Annotated in this window: 18 protein-coding genes; 3 read left to right on the forward strand and 15 right to left on the reverse strand. The window is 62.4% G+C overall.

Features of this window, described 5'->3' with window-relative positions; translation table 11 throughout:
- Window positions 1-393: 393 nt before the first annotated feature.
- The 4 genes from ssuE to ABFK29_RS23510 form a co-directional block, all read right to left on the reverse strand.
- Window positions 394-999, reverse strand: a complete 606-nt coding sequence (gene ssuE / locus ABFK29_RS23495; protein ID WP_005864384.1) for an NADPH-dependent FMN reductase — start codon at window positions 997-999, stop codon at window positions 394-396.
- 30 nt (window positions 1,000-1,029) lie between these two features.
- The gene (locus tag ABFK29_RS23500; protein WP_347100707.1) at window positions 1,030-1,794 is read right to left on the reverse strand and encodes an SDR family NAD(P)-dependent oxidoreductase; all 765 of its coding nucleotides are present in this window, start codon (window positions 1,792-1,794) and stop codon (window positions 1,030-1,032) included.
- A gap of 38 nt (window positions 1,795-1,832) precedes the next feature.
- A complete protein-coding gene (locus ABFK29_RS23505; RefSeq protein WP_005861434.1) occupies window positions 1,833-3,011 on the reverse strand; it encodes an acyl-CoA dehydrogenase family protein in 1,179 nt (392 codons plus the stop codon).
- Between the two features lie 175 nt (window positions 3,012-3,186).
- Window positions 3,187-4,119, reverse strand: a complete 933-nt coding sequence (locus tag ABFK29_RS23510) for a LysR substrate-binding domain-containing protein (RefSeq protein ID WP_005861436.1) — start codon at window positions 4,117-4,119, stop codon at window positions 3,187-3,189.
- Between the two features lie 112 nt (window positions 4,120-4,231).
- On the opposite strand from ABFK29_RS23510, the gene ABFK29_RS23515 reads away from it, so the two are divergent.
- The gene (locus ABFK29_RS23515; RefSeq protein WP_005861438.1) at window positions 4,232-4,975 is read left to right on the forward strand and encodes an SDR family NAD(P)-dependent oxidoreductase; all 744 of its coding nucleotides are present in this window, start codon (window positions 4,232-4,234) and stop codon (window positions 4,973-4,975) included.
- Between the two features lie 48 nt (window positions 4,976-5,023).
- On the opposite strand, the gene ABFK29_RS23520 is transcribed toward ABFK29_RS23515, so the two are convergent.
- From ABFK29_RS23520 to ABFK29_RS23560, 9 genes are read right to left on the reverse strand one after another with little or no spacing between them, the layout of a single operon-like run.
- The gene (locus tag ABFK29_RS23520; RefSeq protein ID WP_005861440.1) at window positions 5,024-5,824 is read right to left on the reverse strand and encodes an alpha/beta fold hydrolase; all 801 of its coding nucleotides are present in this window, start codon (window positions 5,822-5,824) and stop codon (window positions 5,024-5,026) included.
- Window positions 5,825-5,837: 13 nt separating this feature from the next.
- On the reverse strand, window positions 5,838-6,596 hold the full coding sequence (locus ABFK29_RS23525; RefSeq protein WP_040604884.1) for an SDR family NAD(P)-dependent oxidoreductase: 759 nt from the start codon (window positions 6,594-6,596) through the stop codon (window positions 5,838-5,840).
- A 22-nt stretch (window positions 6,597-6,618) separates the two neighbouring features.
- The gene (locus ABFK29_RS23530; RefSeq protein WP_005861444.1) at window positions 6,619-7,326 is read right to left on the reverse strand and encodes an ABC transporter ATP-binding protein; all 708 of its coding nucleotides are present in this window, start codon (window positions 7,324-7,326) and stop codon (window positions 6,619-6,621) included.
- The gene (locus ABFK29_RS23535) at window positions 7,313-8,092 is read right to left on the reverse strand and encodes an ABC transporter ATP-binding protein (protein WP_005861446.1); all 780 of its coding nucleotides are present in this window, start codon (window positions 8,090-8,092) and stop codon (window positions 7,313-7,315) included. The genes ABFK29_RS23530 and ABFK29_RS23535 overlap by 14 nt, the downstream gene beginning before the upstream one ends.
- Complete coding sequence (locus ABFK29_RS23540; RefSeq protein ID WP_005861448.1) at window positions 8,089-9,084, reverse strand: branched-chain amino acid ABC transporter permease; 996 nt, start codon at window positions 9,082-9,084, stop codon at window positions 8,089-8,091. Before ABFK29_RS23540 ends, ABFK29_RS23535 begins: the two co-directional genes overlap by 4 nt.
- A 1-nt stretch (window position 9,085) precedes the next feature.
- Entirely contained in the window at window positions 9,086-9,967 is an 882-nt protein-coding gene (locus tag ABFK29_RS23545; RefSeq protein ID WP_040604885.1) for a branched-chain amino acid ABC transporter permease, read from the reverse strand.
- Window positions 9,964-11,220, reverse strand: a complete 1,257-nt coding sequence (locus ABFK29_RS23550) for an ABC transporter substrate-binding protein (RefSeq protein ID WP_040604886.1) — start codon at window positions 11,218-11,220, stop codon at window positions 9,964-9,966. The genes ABFK29_RS23545 and ABFK29_RS23550 overlap by 4 nt, the downstream gene beginning before the upstream one ends.
- A 58-nt stretch (window positions 11,221-11,278) precedes the next feature.
- Window positions 11,279-12,211, reverse strand: coding sequence for a 3-keto-5-aminohexanoate cleavage protein (locus ABFK29_RS23555; protein ID WP_005861451.1), 933 nt, complete (start codon window positions 12,209-12,211; stop codon window positions 11,279-11,281).
- 22 nt (window positions 12,212-12,233) lie between these two features.
- Window positions 12,234-13,166 carry a 3-hydroxyacyl-CoA dehydrogenase gene (locus tag ABFK29_RS23560; RefSeq protein ID WP_040604887.1) on the reverse strand — a complete coding sequence of 311 codons (933 nt, stop codon included), beginning with the start codon at window positions 13,164-13,166 and terminating at the stop codon, window positions 12,234-12,236.
- A 165-nt stretch (window positions 13,167-13,331) separates the two neighbouring features.
- Here ABFK29_RS23560 and ABFK29_RS23565 point away from each other — a divergent pair, with 165 nt between their 5' ends.
- Both ABFK29_RS23565 and ABFK29_RS23570 read left to right on the forward strand, forming a co-directional pair.
- Window positions 13,332-14,078, forward strand: coding sequence for a GntR family transcriptional regulator (locus ABFK29_RS23565; RefSeq protein WP_005861453.1), 747 nt, complete (start codon window positions 13,332-13,334; stop codon window positions 14,076-14,078).
- Window positions 14,075-14,872 (forward strand): SDR family oxidoreductase, encoded by a 798-nt coding sequence (locus ABFK29_RS23570; protein WP_005861454.1) that lies wholly within the window; start codon window positions 14,075-14,077, stop codon window positions 14,870-14,872. The genes ABFK29_RS23565 and ABFK29_RS23570 overlap by 4 nt, the downstream gene beginning before the upstream one ends.
- Here the strand turns inward: ABFK29_RS23570 and ABFK29_RS25205 are convergent.
- Both ABFK29_RS25205 and ABFK29_RS23580 read right to left on the reverse strand, forming a co-directional pair.
- Entirely contained in the window at window positions 14,842-15,120 is a 279-nt protein-coding gene (locus ABFK29_RS25205) for a hypothetical protein (protein ID WP_157136560.1), read from the reverse strand. The genes ABFK29_RS23570 and ABFK29_RS25205 overlap by 31 nt on opposite strands.
- 226 nt (window positions 15,121-15,346) lie before the next feature.
- Complete coding sequence (locus tag ABFK29_RS23580; protein WP_083803493.1) at window positions 15,347-16,342, reverse strand: helix-turn-helix domain-containing protein; 996 nt, start codon at window positions 16,340-16,342, stop codon at window positions 15,347-15,349.
- Between the last annotated feature and the right edge of the window lie 17 nt (window positions 16,343-16,359).

Here is a 16,359-nt window from a genome sequence, read left to right on the forward strand (position 1 = left end):
CTATCCTTATTGGCGGTCGCAATGTACGCGGGATTGCCAAGCTTATTGTGTCTGCCGTAGCCGATAGAGTTCTGGCGTGCAGAGCCCATCGTCCATGCCGCGCCTGAAGGGCTTTCGCTTCCCGCGTTAGAAGATCATGGGGCGGTCCAAGGCGTCCACGCAGGCGCAGCAGTTTCTCGCCGCCCATGACCATATCAACGCTGTCTTCAAACCCCGCCGCGGCAGATCGCTACGGGAACACGCGGTGCCCGCGAGAGTCGGCTCCTGCCGGCAATCCAGACCGCCCCGGCGGTGCTCCCCTGCCCTGATGGCCAAGGGGCGTTTGCTCCGTCGAAGAATCCCCGCAACTCCGGCGGCGCGCCTGACTATTCAGGGCCGCATGGTTGCGGGCATTTACACCTTCAGAGCCGGAGCTGCCGGTGGGTGCAACCTTGCGGGATCCGGGTGTCCCATCAGCGACAGCGCAGGGTCGTCGCTGCCTGCCGACAGAAAATGCTTCATCGCCGGGGCCAGAAGGCGCTCGGCCTGTTCGTTGATCACAAGGCCCCCGGCGGGCGTGGTCTCTAGGTGGTCCGACAGGACCATCACGCCCTGGACAACGTGACGCGCACCCATAGACTGAAGGACAGGCCGCAATCCGTAATCTATCGCCAGCGCATGGGCCAGGCTTCCCCCGGTTGCCAGCGGCAGAACCGCCTTGCCGGCAAAGGCGAACTGGTCGAGCAGATCGAGAAAGCACTTCAGTACGCCGGAATAGGCCGCCTTGTAGACCGGAGTTACAAGGATGACACCGTGCGCCTGCGACACGGCCTCGACCGCCGCCGCAATTCCCGGATCACGCCAGTCGGCCGAAATCAGCGCCGCCGGGTCCAGCGTCGAAAGGCGCAGATGTGTCCCCTCGCAGCCATCCGGCAGCCGGTCGAGCAGGGTATCGGCCAGCAGCGCGCTCCTGGAGGTCGCGGAAGGGCTCCCCGAGATCGCGACGTATCTTCTTGCCATGGTTCTTGACCTTTCGAATGCAGTTCCGGCTCAGAACGAGGCCGTGAGGCCGCCGCCGACGTAGATGATCTGCCCCGAAACGTAATTGGAGGCGCCCGAGGCCAGGAAGATTGCCGCTCCGGCCAGTTCGTCGGGTTGACCCCAACGTCCCGCGGGGACGCGGGCCACGCGTTCTTCATAGAAGGCGCGGTCGTTCATGATCGCCGTGTTCATTTCGGTCACGAAATAGCCCGGGCCTATTCCGTTGACCTGTATATTTGCGCTTGCAACCTCGGTCGCAAGGCTACGTGTCAGCATGCGAAGGCCGCCCTTTGCCGTACTGTACGGAACCACGAAGGAACGTCCGAGCTCGCCGACGACTGACACGGTGTTGATTATCTTACCCTCGCTGCGCGACACCATACCCGGCAGAACCGCGCGGCTGGCCATGAAAGGGCCGGTGAGATGCGTCTGCATCATCACGTCCCAATCATTGTCGGTGACATCCACGAGCGGCGCGCGCCCGGTGATGCCGGCATTGTTGACGAGGATGTCGATCCGGCCATGCCGTTCTTCGACCGTGCCGATCATGCGGTCGACATCTTCGCGGCGGGTGACATCGCACAGAAGACTGTCGGCCCGGCCGCCCGCCTCCCTGATCGCTGTCTCCGTTTCCCCGAGCGGGCCGGAGCTGCGACCGGACAGGGTGACATGCGCCCCTGCCCCGGCCAGAGCCCTGGCAATGGCGGCGCCGAGTCCCCGGCCCGCCCCGGTGACAATGGCAATCTTGCCGTTCAGATCGAACAATCCGTTCATGTCACCCTCCTCCAGAGACCACAGTCAGCGAAGTCGGCTCAGGCCGTCTGGGCCGCCGCGACGCGCTGTTTCCATTCATCGAGGATCGGCACCGCGATGTCCTGCATGGCAATCGTGTCCACGAAGATGTGCTGGTTGGCGACGCAGATGTCGCGCATGCAGCGCCCCAAGTCGCTGGGATTGCGCAGGGATTCCGAACCGCCCATCTGGTAGCAGAACGTGATGACGTCGGCGGCGGTGCGGTGGACGTAGATGCAGTTCTGACGGAAACGCGCGCGCATCGCGGGCGTCAGCACACCACCTGATTCAAGGAAGTCCTGCGTTTCGTCATAAAGACGCAAAGTGGTGTCGCGGGCAGCGTGATACGCGGCTTCATGATAGGCGAAGTCGTGGCGGAACACCTGCTGCTCGCCCAGCACCGTCTGATACGCCGGTCGTTTCTTGCCAAAGGCAATCCGCGTCGCCTCTTCCAGTGCCCGGCGCATGAGACCCAGCGCCATGCCGGTGTGGCCAGCGCAGGCAAGCCCAGGGATGCCGATATCATAGAGCCGCCATTCGCGCAGTCCGCGGTCGATCTGGCGTTCGTGGTGAAAGCCGGCAGGTGTCGTGACGTTCTCGAGATCGTAGTCCACGCTCCCCGTTCCGCGCAGGCCCATGACGTCCCATTCATCATGGAACTTCGCCTCCGATGCCGGACGCCAGCACACGCGGACCTCCGGGCTGCCATCGGGAAGCTTGCGCATGATCTTGTCGTCCATCACGAACATGCCTGCCCCGATCCAGGTGGCATGCAGCGAACCGCTGCCGAAACGGTACTTGCCGCTGCCGGTCAGAGCGCCATCCACTTCTACACCGGCACCGCCCGGTCCCAACATGCCTGCCATGATCGGCAGTTCCGGGCCGCTATAGATCTCCGCGACGGCCTCTTCGCTGCAATAGGCATAGGGCACCGCGGTTCCGGTGGAGTTCGCCATCAGCGTCCAGCCGGCGGAACCGTCGGCGGCGCCGATCTCTTCCCAAGCGCGCATGCAGTCGGTCATCGGAGCCTGGAAGCCGCCAACCTTCTTTTCCAGGAGCATCCAGAAAAGGCCTGCATCCTTGATCGCCTGGACGACCTTCGGGGTCATGGTGCCAAGTTTTTCCGACGCTTCGGCCTCGGCCCGGACGATCGGTGCGATGCGCTGAGCGCGTTCAAACATGGTTTCCGCGCCGGCCATAGAAATGCTGGTGTGCTTGTTCATAAGGTCCTCTCCCTGTCATCGGGGACGCCGGCCCTCATTGGTCCCGCCGGCAGCCCGAAAGCTCGGGCGATCAAACCGCGCCGGGCGACGGGAAACAAATGCCAACTATGACCATTCGCGATGCCTAATAGGTATTGGCCAAAGGTGCGCCCTAGCCCATGCCGGTTTCTATCATCGACGCGATCTGCGCCTCGTCGCCTGAAAGCCGCTCGGCCAGGGCTATGAAATGAGCAAGCGCCGGGTTCGTGTTCGACCCGTGCCAGGTGAGTTCCAGATCGACTGGAAGATCGAGATCGGCCACAGGGCGCAGAACGATGCCGTGCTGCAAATCAGGCCGCACCGAGGTGTTGAGGAATGCGACGCCCATCCCGGCGTCCACGAGGTTCATGATGGTGTTTTCATTGTCAGCGAACTGCGCCACCTGCGGCGCGGCTTCAGCCCGGCGCAGCGCCGCGACCAGCCGGTCGTAAGTCATTGCATTGTTACGGGGGTTTGGCATTATGAGTGTTTCCTCCGCCAGATCCGCCAGCCTGATTTCAGCCTTGCCCAGCAGGGGGTGATCTTTCGGCAGGGCCAGCACGTGGCCATCGGTCCCCAGCCTGAAACTCTGAAACTCCGATTTTTCGCCCCTGTGCCGCAACATGATTCCCGCATCCAGTTCCTTTGCGCGAAGGGCATCGGTCTGCATCTGCGACATCAGGAAGTGAAGCTGAAGACTGATTTCGGGATAGCTGCGGCGAAAGGCCTGAAGGATGCGCGGCATCTCGCGTCGGCGGCCCGCAATCTCGTTGAAACCGATATTGAGCACACCGATCTGGCCCTGTGCAACGCGACGCGCCTGCAGGCGGGCCATTTCGATCCGCTCCAGCACATCGCGGCAGTCTTCGAGAAAGCTGCGTCCCGCCGGCGTAAGGTCGATGCCGCGCGGATCGCGCACCAACAGTGGTGTGCCGATCTCGATCTCGAGGTCGCGGATCTGTCGCCAGAGGGCTGGCTGGGACACGTGCAGGCGCTCTGCCGCTCGATGAAAGTTCAGCTCTTCGCCGACGGCAACGAAGTAGCGCATATGACGGGTCTTCAACATCCTAATACCCTAGCGGCATCGGCCGCTTCCTACAAAGGTAATGGCCAGAGAGCGCGTCAACCACGACACTTTCGACGGAACCCGCCGAAGGCGGGCCTAAGGAGGAAAAAGAATGTCTGGAAGATTGGAAGGTCGCAAGATCCTGATAACCGGGGCGGGCTCGGGGATCGGGCGCGAAACGGCTCGTCTGTTTGCACGTGAGGGCGCAAAGCTTGCATTGCTCGACAGGGATGCGGCCGAGGCAGAGAAAACGGCGAAGGAGACGGGTGGTTCGTTTCACCAGATCGATGTGACCGATGAGGCGAAAGTCGCGCAGGTGGTGGGTGAAGCCGCCGATGCGCTTGGCGGTATCGACGGTGTGCTGAACTCGGCAGGTATCCTGACGATGAAAACGATGGACGACATCGGCGTCGAAGAATTTCGGCGTGTTGTCGATGTGAACCTGACCGGCACATTCCTGGTGTGTCATGCGGCCCTTCCCTGGCTGCGCAAGGAACCCAAGGCGGCGATCGTCAATATCGCCTCGGCGCAGGCGTTGCTGCCCTCGCTGACCGGATCGGCCTATGCCGCCGCGAAAGCCGGTGTGATGATGTTCTCGAAGAGCATTGCCAAGGAACTGGCACCGGATGTCCGCGTGAACGTCATCTGCCCCGGCGCGACCGAGACCCCGATGACGGATCAGGGCGTTGCCGCCGATGACGTGGCGGGTCGCAAGGCCCTGGCCGACATCTATGCAATGAAGCGTCTGGCGCAGCCTCATGAAATCGCCAATGGCATTCTGTTCCTGATGTCGGAAGAAGCTTCGGCGGTGACAGGCGTGGCGCTGCCCATCGACAATGGCCGGACCTTCCACTGAACCGAAAGAAGAAAACCCCGGGCTTGGGCCCGGGGTTATCAGGTGACTTCAGCCGCGTTGTTCAGCCAGCCAAGCTGACATGATGCTGTTGAACTCCGCATCGAACTCGACATTGGGGAAGTGATAGCCGCCCTCGATTTCTACAAAGCGCGCACCGGGAATACACTCGGCAATCAGCCGGTTGTCTTCCGGTGGCGTCGTCGGGTCTTCGGATCCTGCGACAACGAGCGTCGGGATCGATATGCCGCCAAGGCGCGGTTCGACGTTATGGGTAAGGCAGGCATTCATGCAGCCGAAATAGCCGTCGAGCTTGGTCCCGAGAAAGGTCTGGCGCAAGGCCTCCCAACGGAGAGGGCGGCGCTCCTGGAAGCCCGGCCCATAGCGACGCTCCATGTTGGCGGCCACGATGCTTTCCAGCGTCCCGGACTCGCGCACCGCCTGAAGACGACCCTTCATCAGCTCGGTATCGCCCATCCATTTCGACGCGGTACAGCAGGCCATCAGCGACGCAAGCCTGCCGGGATGGTCGGCGGCGATTACCTGGCCGATCATGCCGCCCATGGACAACCCGATGAAGTGAACGCCCGAGGTGAAGCCCAACGCATCCAGTACCGACAGGACATCGTCCGCCAGCTCTTCGATCGTGTAGTCGGCCGCATCGGCGCTGCTGCCGCCATGGCCCCGCGTGTCTATCCTCAGCACCTGATAGCCCGCCTCCAGAATGGCGGGCACCTGCTCGGACCACATGCCGTGGTCCGAGGTCAGCGAGTGGCTCATGCAGACCACCGGTGCGTCGGGATCGCCGATCAGATCGTAGTAGATCCAGTTCTTGTCCGTCTTGTGCAGCATTACACTGCTCCTCCTAGTAGAAGACCCGTCCGCCGTTGACCGTCAGCATCTGGCCCGTGATGCAGCGCGCTTCCTGGCTGGCAAGGAAGGTGATCGCGTTGGCTATGTCCTCGGGTTCGGCGAAATGTCCGAGCGGGATTTCCTTGACCGCCGCGTCGTACACCTCTTTGGCCAGTTGCTTGGGGCCGCGCGTGTTGGTCACCCCTGGCGCCACCGCGTTCACGTTGATCCCGAAGGGCGCCAGTTCTCGGGCCAGCCCGCGTGTAAAGCCGGTCACCCCGGACTTAGCCGCCACGTAGTCGACAATGGTCTTTTCGCCGACCATGGTCGAATCCGAAGAGATATTGACGATACGGCCAAAGCCCCTTTCCTTCATGCCCTTGGCAACGATCCACGACACGTAGAACGTCACCATGAGGTTCAGATCGACAACGAAGTCCCAGGTCTCGGGCACGGAATCGAGGAACTCGGAGGAGTTCTTCCGCGCGGTCTGACCGACGTTGTTGAGAAGGATGTCGATGGGGCCGAGCTCGCTCTCCACCTTTTCGATGGACGCCTTGACGGCCTCGCGGTCGCGCATGTTCGTGTCCACCGTCATGACCGCCCCGCCTGCATCGCGGATCGTCGCGGCGGTTTCGGCCAGCGGCTCCTCTTCTATGTCCAGGATCGCGACCTTTGCGCCCTGTTCGGCGAACTTGATCGCGCTCGCGCGTCCGATACCGTTTGCGCCACCCGTGACAAGCGCAACCCTGCCATCAAATCTGTTGGCCATTTCGAATCCTCCCATGTGGTTGTCAGGCAATCGCCAGGTGGCGGTTGCGAATGGTCTCGTCCGCATCGAACTCGGCCCAGTCGCCGGAAAAGGCGATCGAGCCGGTGCCCAGCACGTAGACGTGATCGGTTGTCTGCCGGCTGAACCAGATGTTCTGTTCGACCAGAAGCAAGGTGATGTTCATCTCGGTGCAGATCTGCGCGACGATTTCCGCCAGTTCCTCGACGATGACGGGGGCAAGCCCTTCTGTCGGTTCGTCGAGAAGCAGAAGGCGCGGGTGTGCCGCGACCGCGCGCGCCACGGCCAGCATCTGTTGCTGACCGCCCGAAAGCTGTCCGCCAAGCCGCTCACGAAGTGGGCCCAGCATCGGAAACCATTCGTAGATCTGCTCGGCCGGGATGACGGGCCGCTCGGACGTTGCGCCGAAGCGCCCGAGTTCGATGTTCTCCTCCACGGTGATGTGGGTGAAGATGCGGCGATCCTCCGGGACGAAGGCAAGCCCCTCCCGTGCCCGCCGATACCAAGGCTTGCGGCCCAGCGGCACACCGTCCACGCTGACCGAGCCTTCGGCGCGCGGACCGGAATTGGTGATGGACTTCAGAAGGGTGCTCTTGCCCGCGCCGTTGCGACCAAGAACGGTCGTGCGCCGGCCCGTACAGATTTCGAGTTCGATGTCGTGCAGGATATGGCTTTGCCCGTAGTAGGCATTGAGGCGATCAACCTTCAGCATTGTACATGTCCTTGCCCAGATAGACCTCGCGCACCGCGGGACTGTTTCGAACTTCGTCGACCGTGCCAGAGGCGATGACTTCGCCGTAGTTCAGCACAAGCACCTGATCTGCGATGGAAAAGATCACATCCATGTCGTGTTCGGTCATGACGACTGCGACGCCCTTGTCGCGGCGAATGTCCAGGATCAGATCGACGATCTGTCTCCGGTCGGCCGGAGCCATCCCCGCCGTGGGTTCGTCGAGCATCAGGATGACCGGCTCCAGAGCCAGCGCGAGCGCCAGCTCCAGCCGCTTGCGGTCGCCGTGAGAGATTTCGGCCGCGACCGAATTCCGCAGATGCGCGATCTTGAGTTGTTCCAGCAGCGCTTTCGCCTCGTCGACAATGGCCGGCTCGGGCGCGGTGCGCCACCAGCGCCGCCCCCGGCCACCCTGCGCCCTGTCCCGCGATTCCAGGGCAACCACCACGTTTTCGATGGCGGTCAGTTCCAGAAATACGCGGGATACCTGGAACGTGCGTCCCATCCCGGCGATGGTACGGACGTCGGCCGGAAGCGTGGTGACATCCTCGCCCCGAAAGACAACCCGTCCGCCGCGGGTGGCAATCTCGCCGGTCAGGGCCTTGAACAGCGTCGACTTGCCGGCACCGTTCGGCCCGATGATCGCCAGCGCACCGCCCTTTTCGACGTGGAGGTCCACGCCCTTGATGACCTCGAAGTCGCCATAGCTGACCCTGAGGTCGCTGGCTTCAAGCAGGAGCCCGGTCATGCCTTGTCTCCTTTCCTGGTCAAGCGGCGGCGCAGTTTTCCGAGCAGCCCCAGGATGCCCGTCGGTGCGACGAGGATCACCAGGACCAGCACACCGCCGACGATCACTTCGGACATGCCGGGGAACGGACGTGTCCAGTGGCTGATGACGCTGAAGGCCGCGGAGCCGACAATCGGACCCCAGAAGGATGTGAAGCCGCCCAGCAGCGAGTTGAGGATGGGTTGAGTCGACGCCAGCCAGTTGACCTGGTCGAGCGTAACGATCCGCGTCCAGGGGGCCGACAGCGCGCCCGCCAGGGCAGCGGTCCCCCCCGAGATCATGAACGAGATCACACGGAAGCGGGCGACGTTGATGCCCACGAACCGCGCGCGGTCGGCATCTTCGCGGATGGCGCAGAAGGTGCGGCCCAGCCGGGAATGCACGACGCACCACAGCCCGGCGATGATCAGCACCGACGCGACGACGAGGAAGCGATAGTAATCGTTGACGTGGGTCAGATCCATCTGGAAGAGACCCAGGTCGATGATCGGCCGAGGTATGCTCCCAAGCCCGTCCTGTTCGCCAAGCGCGGGTGTGAAGCTGATGATCTTGGAAAGCGCTTCGGTCAGCGCGACGGTCAGGACGGCAAGGAAGATGCCGGTCAGCCGTTTCAGCGCGACGACCCCGATGATCAGCGCGACAAGCGCGCCTCCCAGCCCGGCAATGGCGAGGACCACGAAGAAGGGCAGCGGGAAATCGTAGCGCAGCGCGGCGCCGGTGAAGTAGGCCCCAATGGCGAAGAACCCGGCGTGTCCGAAGCTTGCCAAGCCGGTGAAGCCGAACAACAGGTTCCACGACAGCGCAAAGATCGACTGGATCAATGTCATGCCGACGATGAACAGCAGCCCGGGATTGAGCAGGTCCGGCGCCAGTATCAGGAGGACCACCAGCACGACGATCGCGACGATCCCGCTCCACGAGAGGGAGGATTTTTCAGCGTCAGTTCGAAGCATGTCAGTGTCCTCCTTGCGCCGGGAACAACCCGTTCGGCTTCCAGATCAGGAAGACGGCGAGCATGATGAAGATCGCGATACCGCCGTATTGCGCCATGAAGGTCGCGTTGGCGCTTTCGACGATGCCCAGCAGAATGCAGGCAATGAACGTGCCTCGGATGCTGCCCAGCCCGCCGATGACCACAGCCATGAAGGCGTAAAGAATGAAGGACGCACCGACGTGGGGTGACAGCGCCTGGTTGGGCACAAGGATTCCTCCGGCGAAACCGGCCAGCGCAAAACTCGCCATGACCGCAGCCATCAGCACCATGGGCACATTGATGCCCACCGTTCCGGCCATCCATGGATCGTTCGAAACGGCGCGCATGATCTTGCCCGCCCAGGTGCGGTTCATGATGAGCTCAAGCACCGCGAAGACCACCAGCCCGGTCGCGATCACAAACAGGGTGTAGACGGAGATGTAGGTGCCTCCGATCTGTACCGGCCAGTCGAGTTCCGGCGGAGGCATGACCGCGTAGTAGTCGGCGCCCCAGATGAGCTTGGCAATACCCTCGCAAAAGAGCATCAGCCCGAAAGTCGCAATCAGCGCATAGTGATAGTCGACATCGCGCAGACGTTTCAGAACGATCTGATCCGTCAGGAACCCAAGGGCGCCCACCGCGGCGGCCGCTATCACGGCAACCCCGAGGTAGATCCATATCGAGCCGGGCCAGGCGCCGCCGATGGTGTAGCTAATATAGGCCCCCAGCATGAAGAAGGCCCCATGGGCGAGGTTCAGGATCTTGAGGATCCCGAACACCCATGTCAGCCCGGCGGCAACGAGGAAGAAAGCCATCCCCGATGCCAAGCCGTTAAACAGGACAAAAACTGCCTGAGATGTCATTGTGGCAGCTCGTCGATATCGAATGCGACCCCAGGCGCCGCCGGCTCGATCATTTCGGCCGAGTCGATGCTGGTCACGTCGTTGAACTGGAAGAAGGGCGCGGTATCGGAGGGGCCCATCTGCGAGTAGTAGTTCGTGTTGATGATCTGGTGATCTTCCTTGCGGAAGCTGACCGGCCCGCCCGCAGTTTCGTATGTGAGGTTCTCGATCGCGTCGATGACGGCATCGGTCTCGGTCGAGCCCGCGGCACGGACACCCTCGAAGATCGCCATCGCCGCACGATGCCCGGCAGCGACCTGCGCCGACGGGGACTTCTCGCCCGTCATCTCGACATAGTCATTGTAGAGCGCTTGGCTGGCGGGAATGCTGGTGAAAGGCTCGGCGTTGTAGATCCAGTGGCAGACCGACCAGATATTCGGGTGGGTGTTGCGCCCCATGGCGTTGCCGGTGATGTCGCCGTTGCCGACTTCGCCGATGGCCTTGAACTTGTTGTAGAGACCGACCGACCGCGCCTGCTGGAAGAAGCTGATCTGCGCCGAGGCAGCGAGGCCGATGTAAAGGCCTTCCGCATCCGAGATCATCAGCTGGTTGATCTGCGTGCGGAAGTCGGTCGCGGTGCCCTGAGCGTAAATGGTATCGAGCACCTCGGGTTTTTCGCCGGGGGCGTACTTGGAAACGGCGCGACCAAAGAACAGCGCCGAGTCGCGACCGAAGTCGCCATCGGGCGCGATCGAGATCCAGGTCTTGATGTCCGGGTTCTGTTCGATCAGCGTTCTGCCAAGCGAGCTGTATTGCGTGTAGTTGTTGGCCGTTGCGCGGAAGATGTTCCGGTTGAACAGCTCGTGCGTAATGGGCATCCCCGCTGCGGCGACGATCATCACGGCCATGTTCAGCTCGGGTGCCAGCGGCGCGAGGCCGAGAGCGGTGACAGTCTGCGAACCGCCGAGAAGCAGGTTGATGCCGTCTCCGGCCAGTTCGCGGGCAACCGCGACGGACTCGGCGCTGTTGTACTTGTCGTCACGGACGACGAGTTCGACCTCGCGACCGAGCAGACCGCCCGCCTTGTTGATCTGGTATGCCGCGACCTGCGTGCCTGCCAGCATGTTCGTTCCGACCGGCGCACCGACGCCCGACAGGGCGTAGGCAGCACCGATCCGGATTGGACCCGACTGCGCCCGCAGGTAGGTGGCATTCATTCCGAGCATGGCACCAGCGCTGGCGGCCATCCCTCTGAGAACTGTTCTTCTCTTCATTTTCTTTCCTCCCGGTAGATTTTGGACGCCATGGGCGTCCGCTGCGAAATTGCGGTGTTCAGAAGCCGACCCTAGATCCGCCCTTCAGCCCGAGCATCTGGCGCGCTTCCTCGGGGGTGGCGACGGTGAGGCCGAGTCCCTCGATGACTTTTCGGGCCATCTGCACCTGTTCGGCGCTGGACTTCGCCATGCGCCCGCGCCCGGCCCAGAGCGAATCCTCAAGACCCACGCGGACGTTGCCCCCCATTGCCGCGGCCTGCGCGACGATGCGAAGCTGGCTGCTGCCGGCGCCCAGAACCGACCAGCGATAGTCGTCCCCGAAGAGACGGTCGGCGGTGCGCTTCATGTGCGAGACATCCTCGGGATGCGTCCCGATCCCGCCCAGGATGCCAAAGACCGACTGGACGAAGTACGGCGGCTTGACGAGGCCGCGGTCGACGAAATGCGCAAGGTTGTAGAGATGCGCAATGTCGTAGCACTCGAACTCGAACCGCGTGTCGTTGGCGTATCCCTTGGACAGGATGTATTCGATGTCCTTGAAGGTATTGCGGAAAACCACGTCGCGGGTGGCTTCAAGGTGTTCTTTTTCCCATGCGAACTTGAATTCGGGATACTTGTCCGCGAGGGGAAACAGGCCGAAGTTGATCGACCCCATGTTCAACGAGGCAACCTCGGGGCCCAGTTCGGCAGCGGGACGCACCCGCTCTTCCAGCTTCATGTGAGGCGATCCGCCCGAGGTCAGGTTGATGACGGCGTCGGTCGCCTGCTTCAGTCGCGGCAGGAACCGCATGAAGCCCTCGATGGACTGGTCGGGACGGCCGTCTTCGGGATTGCGGGCATGAAGGTGCAGGATCGATGCCCCGGCCTCCGCCGCACCAAGGGCGTCCGCGACGATCTCGTCGGGCGTGATCGGCAAATGCTCCGACATGGTCGGTGTATGTATGCCGCCCGTAACGGCACACGTGATGATGACGGGATCTGTCTTCGCCATTAGGAAGTCCTGATATTAAGAGTTAATTCTGGCCGTGCCGAAAAGCGGCGTGGGCCATCAGCTTGCGGTCCCGCCACATCTGGCGCGCGCGAAGGTCTTTCTCGGGCACACGGGCACGCCGGCCTGCCTCGACCGTGTCGAGCACCGCGCCTGTCCAGTCGGCGCTGTAGCGCATCGTGTCAGCCAGGCGCATGAACATGCCCTGATAGCGGGTCACGTAGTCGCGCACACCACCCGGCGCATTCAAATCGATGGTCTCGAACGGCCCCATGAAAGACCAGCGCGGCGCCAGCCCGTCGCTCATGCAGGCGTCCACCGCCTCGACCGAGGCATAGCCGCCATCGACGAGACGGAAGGCCTCGTCCAGAACGGCGGTCTGCAGTCGGTTCAGAAGAAATCCGTCGATCTCGCGTTCGACGCGCACCGGTGTCTGGCCGATCTCGGCCATGAGGCTCTCGGCGCGCGCCACGGTCTCGGGCGCGGTCCAGGGCGACGGCACCAGTTCGACGAGGGGAATGAGGTGCGGCGGATTGACGGGATGCGCCACGATGCAGCGGGCACGCCCGGTCAGGCCTTCGGTGATTGCCGACGGCAGGAGTGCCGAGGTCGAACTGGCAAGAACGGCGTCCTGCGGGGCCAGCCGGTCCAGGTCGGAGAAGAGGCGCTGTTTCACGTCCAGCTGCTCCGGGGCGTTCTCCTGAATGTAGTCGGCATCAGCCACTGCCTCTTCGAGGCTGTCGGCAATCGTAATCGCTTCAAGCGTGGACTCCGGAGACATGTCTCCGAGCAGTCCGTGCTGTGCGAGATCCGGCAGCATCGCGGCGATATAGTCGTGCGCTTCGGCGGCGGCTCCGGCGGCGGGATCCCATAGGCGCACCCGATGCCCGGCCCGGGCAAAGCACACAGCCCAGCCGCGGCCGACGAACCCCGAACCGATGATTGAAATCTCCCCCACCAGTCAGCCCTCCCAAGCTAATTTCTGGCCTCTCCTGGCGGCAACGTTGCCGAGATCACCCAGACAGTCAATAAAATTCGTGATCTGTGATCTCAATTTGCCCTGGACGAACTTTGTGCTATCGCTGGAGCCGAAATGCTCTTTAATGAGAAAAAGTGGGGGGACATGAAGGCTGACCTTGGCCAGATAGAAACGCTGACCATGCAAACGCAGGTTTACCTGCGTCTGCGCGAAGCGTTGTTCACCGGGCACTTTTCGCCGGGCGAAAGCCTCACGATCCGAAACCTCGCGGAAACGCTGGGCGTAAGCCCGATGCCGGTTCGTGAAGCCCTGCAACGGCTTGTCGCGGAACGCGCGCTTGTGCAGATGCCCAACCGCACGTTCCGTGTCAGCCCGTTCACGCCCAAGATGTTCCGGGAGTTGATGCGCGTACGTATGTCCGTCGAGGGTTTGGCCGCCGATCAGGCTGCGCGGAACATGACGCCGGAGGTGCTCGAACGATTGCGCGAGATCAATCAAGACATGATTCGCGGTGTCGAGATCGACGACGCGACCATGATCATGAACGCGAACCGTGAGTTCCACTTCAAACTCTACGATGCTGCGGGGATGCCGCAACTGATGGACATCATCAACGGTGTCTGGCTGCGCGCGGGCCCCTATCTGATGAACGCTCATCGGAAGCTGGCCGACCCGCTGCCCTTCTATCGCGCGGGCACATCCTTCCACGAGCGTTTCCTCGCCGCAGCGGAGAAGCATGAGCCGAAGGCGGCGGCCCGTGCGATCGCCTGCGACATCTGGCATTCGGCGCGCCACTTCCGCTTCAATATGGAGCTTGTGAACGCTGCAGAGAAAACCGCAAAGACACGAGCCAAACGGGCTTCGAAACCGACAGAAGAGGACGGGAAATGACCCTGGACCTGACCGGCAAGACTGCAATCATCACTGCCGGCGCCGGCGGCATCGGTCTCAGCATCGCCCGCCGTTTTGCGGATCTTGGTGCCAGCCTGTGTATCTGTGACATCTCGGAGGAGGCTCTGGACGAGGCGCGGGCCGTCTTGCCGGGGGCGCTCGCGATTCGTGCCGATGTCGCGCGTTCTGAGGACATTGCTGCCCTTTACGAGGCTTTCGGGACGCGCCATGAGACGCTCGACATCCTTGTGAACAATGCCGGCATATCAGGCCCGAACAAGCCGATGGACGAGATTACCGACGACGAATGGGCGCAGACCATGGGGGTCAATGTCACGGCCGCCTTCTACGCCACACGCGCCGCCGTGCCATTCTTCCGCGCCGCCAGTTCGGGCTGTGTGATCAACATGGGTTCGGTCGCCGGTCGGGTCGGTATGCCCCTGCGCCTCCCCTACTCGGTCTCGAAATTCGCGATCCGAGGTCTCACCGAGACACTGGCCATCGAATTGGGAGAGTTCGGCATTCGGGTGAACTCCATCCTTCCGGGGCTGGTCAACGGTCCGCGCGGACGCAGGGTCATCGCCGAGCAGGCCGCGTCGCGCGGAATGCAGCCCGAAGCCTATGCCGAGATGTTCCTCCACAATATCTCGATGCACTCGATGGTCGAGATGGACGAGATCGCCGACATGGCCGCATTCCTGGCCTCGGATCTCGCCCCCCACGTGTCGGGGCAATCCATAGGGGTCTGCGGCAATTTCGAGAGCTACCGGGCGCCGCTTGTGATGGCCTCCTGATCTGCTCCCATGCGCAGACTGCACACCGGCAGCGGTTCATCCTGCACGAGAACGACATCACGCGCGGCCTGCCCGGAAAGTACGTCGACAGTTGTGAATTTGCAGATGGCCGGCTGGATCTCCGCTGGATAGGCATTGCGCTGCCCTACCGGGTTTTCGACATGGATCAGCGCGTCACGGCATGCCGCGATCACCGACAACAAGCATCTGGGCGCGTTGCTGAAGCACATCAAGGCCGAATAGGACAAGGCCCCGCCGAAGAAGAAATGCGCAGGTAGACAACACACGATTTACGTACTTTCGGTCCGCCGAAGCACAGGTTGGAATACCCTCGCCGACTGCAAGCGCAAGGCGCGCGCAGCCGCTCAGGGCTCTGACAAATGAGGTCTCCGCCCTGGTTCGCGCGCCTTCGAAGTGAAATCCCCTTCGGAAAACAGCGAGTTATCTTGGGGGGCGATGATGCAGAATGAAATGCTATCCGTTCTTCAGGCGTGTTTCATGAGGGCTTTCGCCGTATCTGCGTTTGTATTCGACCGAAAAACGCCCGCAGTGGGCGATCCCGACATGCTCGCAGATATCGCCGATACTACCCATGTCAGACCCGGTCTTCAGCATGGCATGGGCCTCGCGCAGGCGCGCGTCACGCAGGTATTGCATCGGAGTCATGCCCAGCTCTGCCTTGAAGCTCAATTGCAGCGAGCGGGGTGAAATCCCCAACGCATCCGCGATGTCACCCACAGTCATCGCGGCGCCGAGATTTCGGTGGATGTACTGCATGGCCCGCCGCACATAGAGGTTCCCGGCCCGGTCGATGTCTTTCGTCAGCGGCCCGCTGAGATCGCTCGGCTGGCACAGCAGGAACCCTTCGATCAATTGCTCCTCGACCAGCGCCTGGGTGTGCAGATTGCCTTTGGCATAGATCGCTTCTTTCTCAGCGAGTGAGAAGCAGGTGCGCAGTTTGTGGACCCACTTATCGACCTCGGGCACGCGTTGATCGACCGCCGTTCGAAACGTCACCGGACCGGACAGCGCCCGCCCGATCAGGCGTTCGGCGACCCGGTTCAACTGCTGCGCGTCGATCTGCAGCAGCAGTTGCGAACAGCCCTCTCGCCATCGCATCGACGCATTACGATGCGGGTTCAGCACGCTGCCCAGACCGGGGCCGGTTTCCACGTCTCCCGCGGAATTGTCGATCCAAGCCTGCCCTTTCAATGGGATCTGCACCAGGTAAAACGACCCAAGCTCGCCCGGTTCGATTTCGACATCGGCGCCGTACTGGATGTAGTTGAGCGAGGTCGCTTGCCCTTCGGCCCGGTTGTGCACCGCATCGAACCGCCCTGACCGGGACACCCGGTTCAGCCGATGATCGCAGAACTTGGCCGCGACGACGGCCCGCGCCTCGTCCAGATCGTCGGACTGGAACAGGCGGTTTCGTTCCAAGGGCAAAGCTGTGGTCGCAGGTCTCATCATGCGGGCCCCTCTCCAAG

The organism is Sagittula stellata E-37 (assembly GCF_039724765.1).
Classification (GTDB): Bacteria; Pseudomonadota; Alphaproteobacteria; order Rhodobacterales; family Rhodobacteraceae; genus Sagittula; species Sagittula stellata.

What these genes read in the sequence shown, in the direction of transcription:
- ssuE (WP_005864384.1), bottom strand. Translation starts at nt 999, where the DNA reads ATGGCAAGAAGATACGTCGCGATCTCGGGGAGCCCTTCCGCGACCTCC.
- ABFK29_RS23500 (WP_347100707.1), bottom strand. Translation starts at nt 1,794, where the DNA reads ATGAACGGATTGTTCGATCTGAACGGCAAGATTGCCATTGTCACCGGG.
- ABFK29_RS23505 (WP_005861434.1), bottom strand. Translation starts at nt 3,011, where the DNA reads ATGGCCGGCGCGGAAACCATGTTTGAACGCGCTCAGCGCATCGCACCG.
- ABFK29_RS23510 (WP_005861436.1), bottom strand. Translation starts at nt 4,119, where the DNA reads ATGTTGAAGACCCGTCATATGCGCTACTTCGTTGCCGTCGGCGAAGAG.
- ABFK29_RS23515 (WP_005861438.1), top strand. Translation starts at nt 4,232, where the DNA reads ATGTCTGGAAGATTGGAAGGTCGCAAGATCCTGATAACCGGGGCGGGC.
- ABFK29_RS23520 (WP_005861440.1), bottom strand. Translation starts at nt 5,824, where the DNA reads ATGCTGCACAAGACGGACAAGAACTGGATCTACTACGATCTGATCGGC.
- ABFK29_RS23525 (WP_040604884.1), bottom strand. Translation starts at nt 6,596, where the DNA reads ATGGCCAACAGATTTGATGGCAGGGTTGCGCTTGTCACGGGTGGCGCA.
- ABFK29_RS23530 (WP_005861444.1), bottom strand. Translation starts at nt 7,326, where the DNA reads ATGCTGAAGGTTGATCGCCTCAATGCCTACTACGGGCAAAGCCATATC.
- ABFK29_RS23535 (WP_005861446.1), bottom strand. Translation starts at nt 8,092, where the DNA reads ATGACCGGGCTCCTGCTTGAAGCCAGCGACCTCAGGGTCAGCTATGGC.
- ABFK29_RS23540 (WP_005861448.1), bottom strand. Translation starts at nt 9,084, where the DNA reads ATGCTTCGAACTGACGCTGAAAAATCCTCCCTCTCGTGGAGCGGGATC.
- ABFK29_RS23545 (WP_040604885.1), bottom strand. Translation starts at nt 9,967, where the DNA reads ATGACATCTCAGGCAGTTTTTGTCCTGTTTAACGGCTTGGCATCGGGG.
- ABFK29_RS23550 (WP_040604886.1), bottom strand. Translation starts at nt 11,220, where the DNA reads ATGAAGAGAAGAACAGTTCTCAGAGGGATGGCCGCCAGCGCTGGTGCC.
- ABFK29_RS23555 (WP_005861451.1), bottom strand. Translation starts at nt 12,211, where the DNA reads ATGGCGAAGACAGATCCCGTCATCATCACGTGTGCCGTTACGGGCGGC.
- ABFK29_RS23565 (WP_005861453.1), top strand. Translation starts at nt 13,332, where the DNA reads ATGAAGGCTGACCTTGGCCAGATAGAAACGCTGACCATGCAAACGCAG.
- ABFK29_RS23570 (WP_005861454.1), top strand. Translation starts at nt 14,075, where the DNA reads ATGACCCTGGACCTGACCGGCAAGACTGCAATCATCACTGCCGGCGCC.
- ABFK29_RS23580 (WP_083803493.1), bottom strand. Translation starts at nt 16,342, where the DNA reads ATGATGAGACCTGCGACCACAGCTTTGCCCTTGGAACGAAACCGCCTG.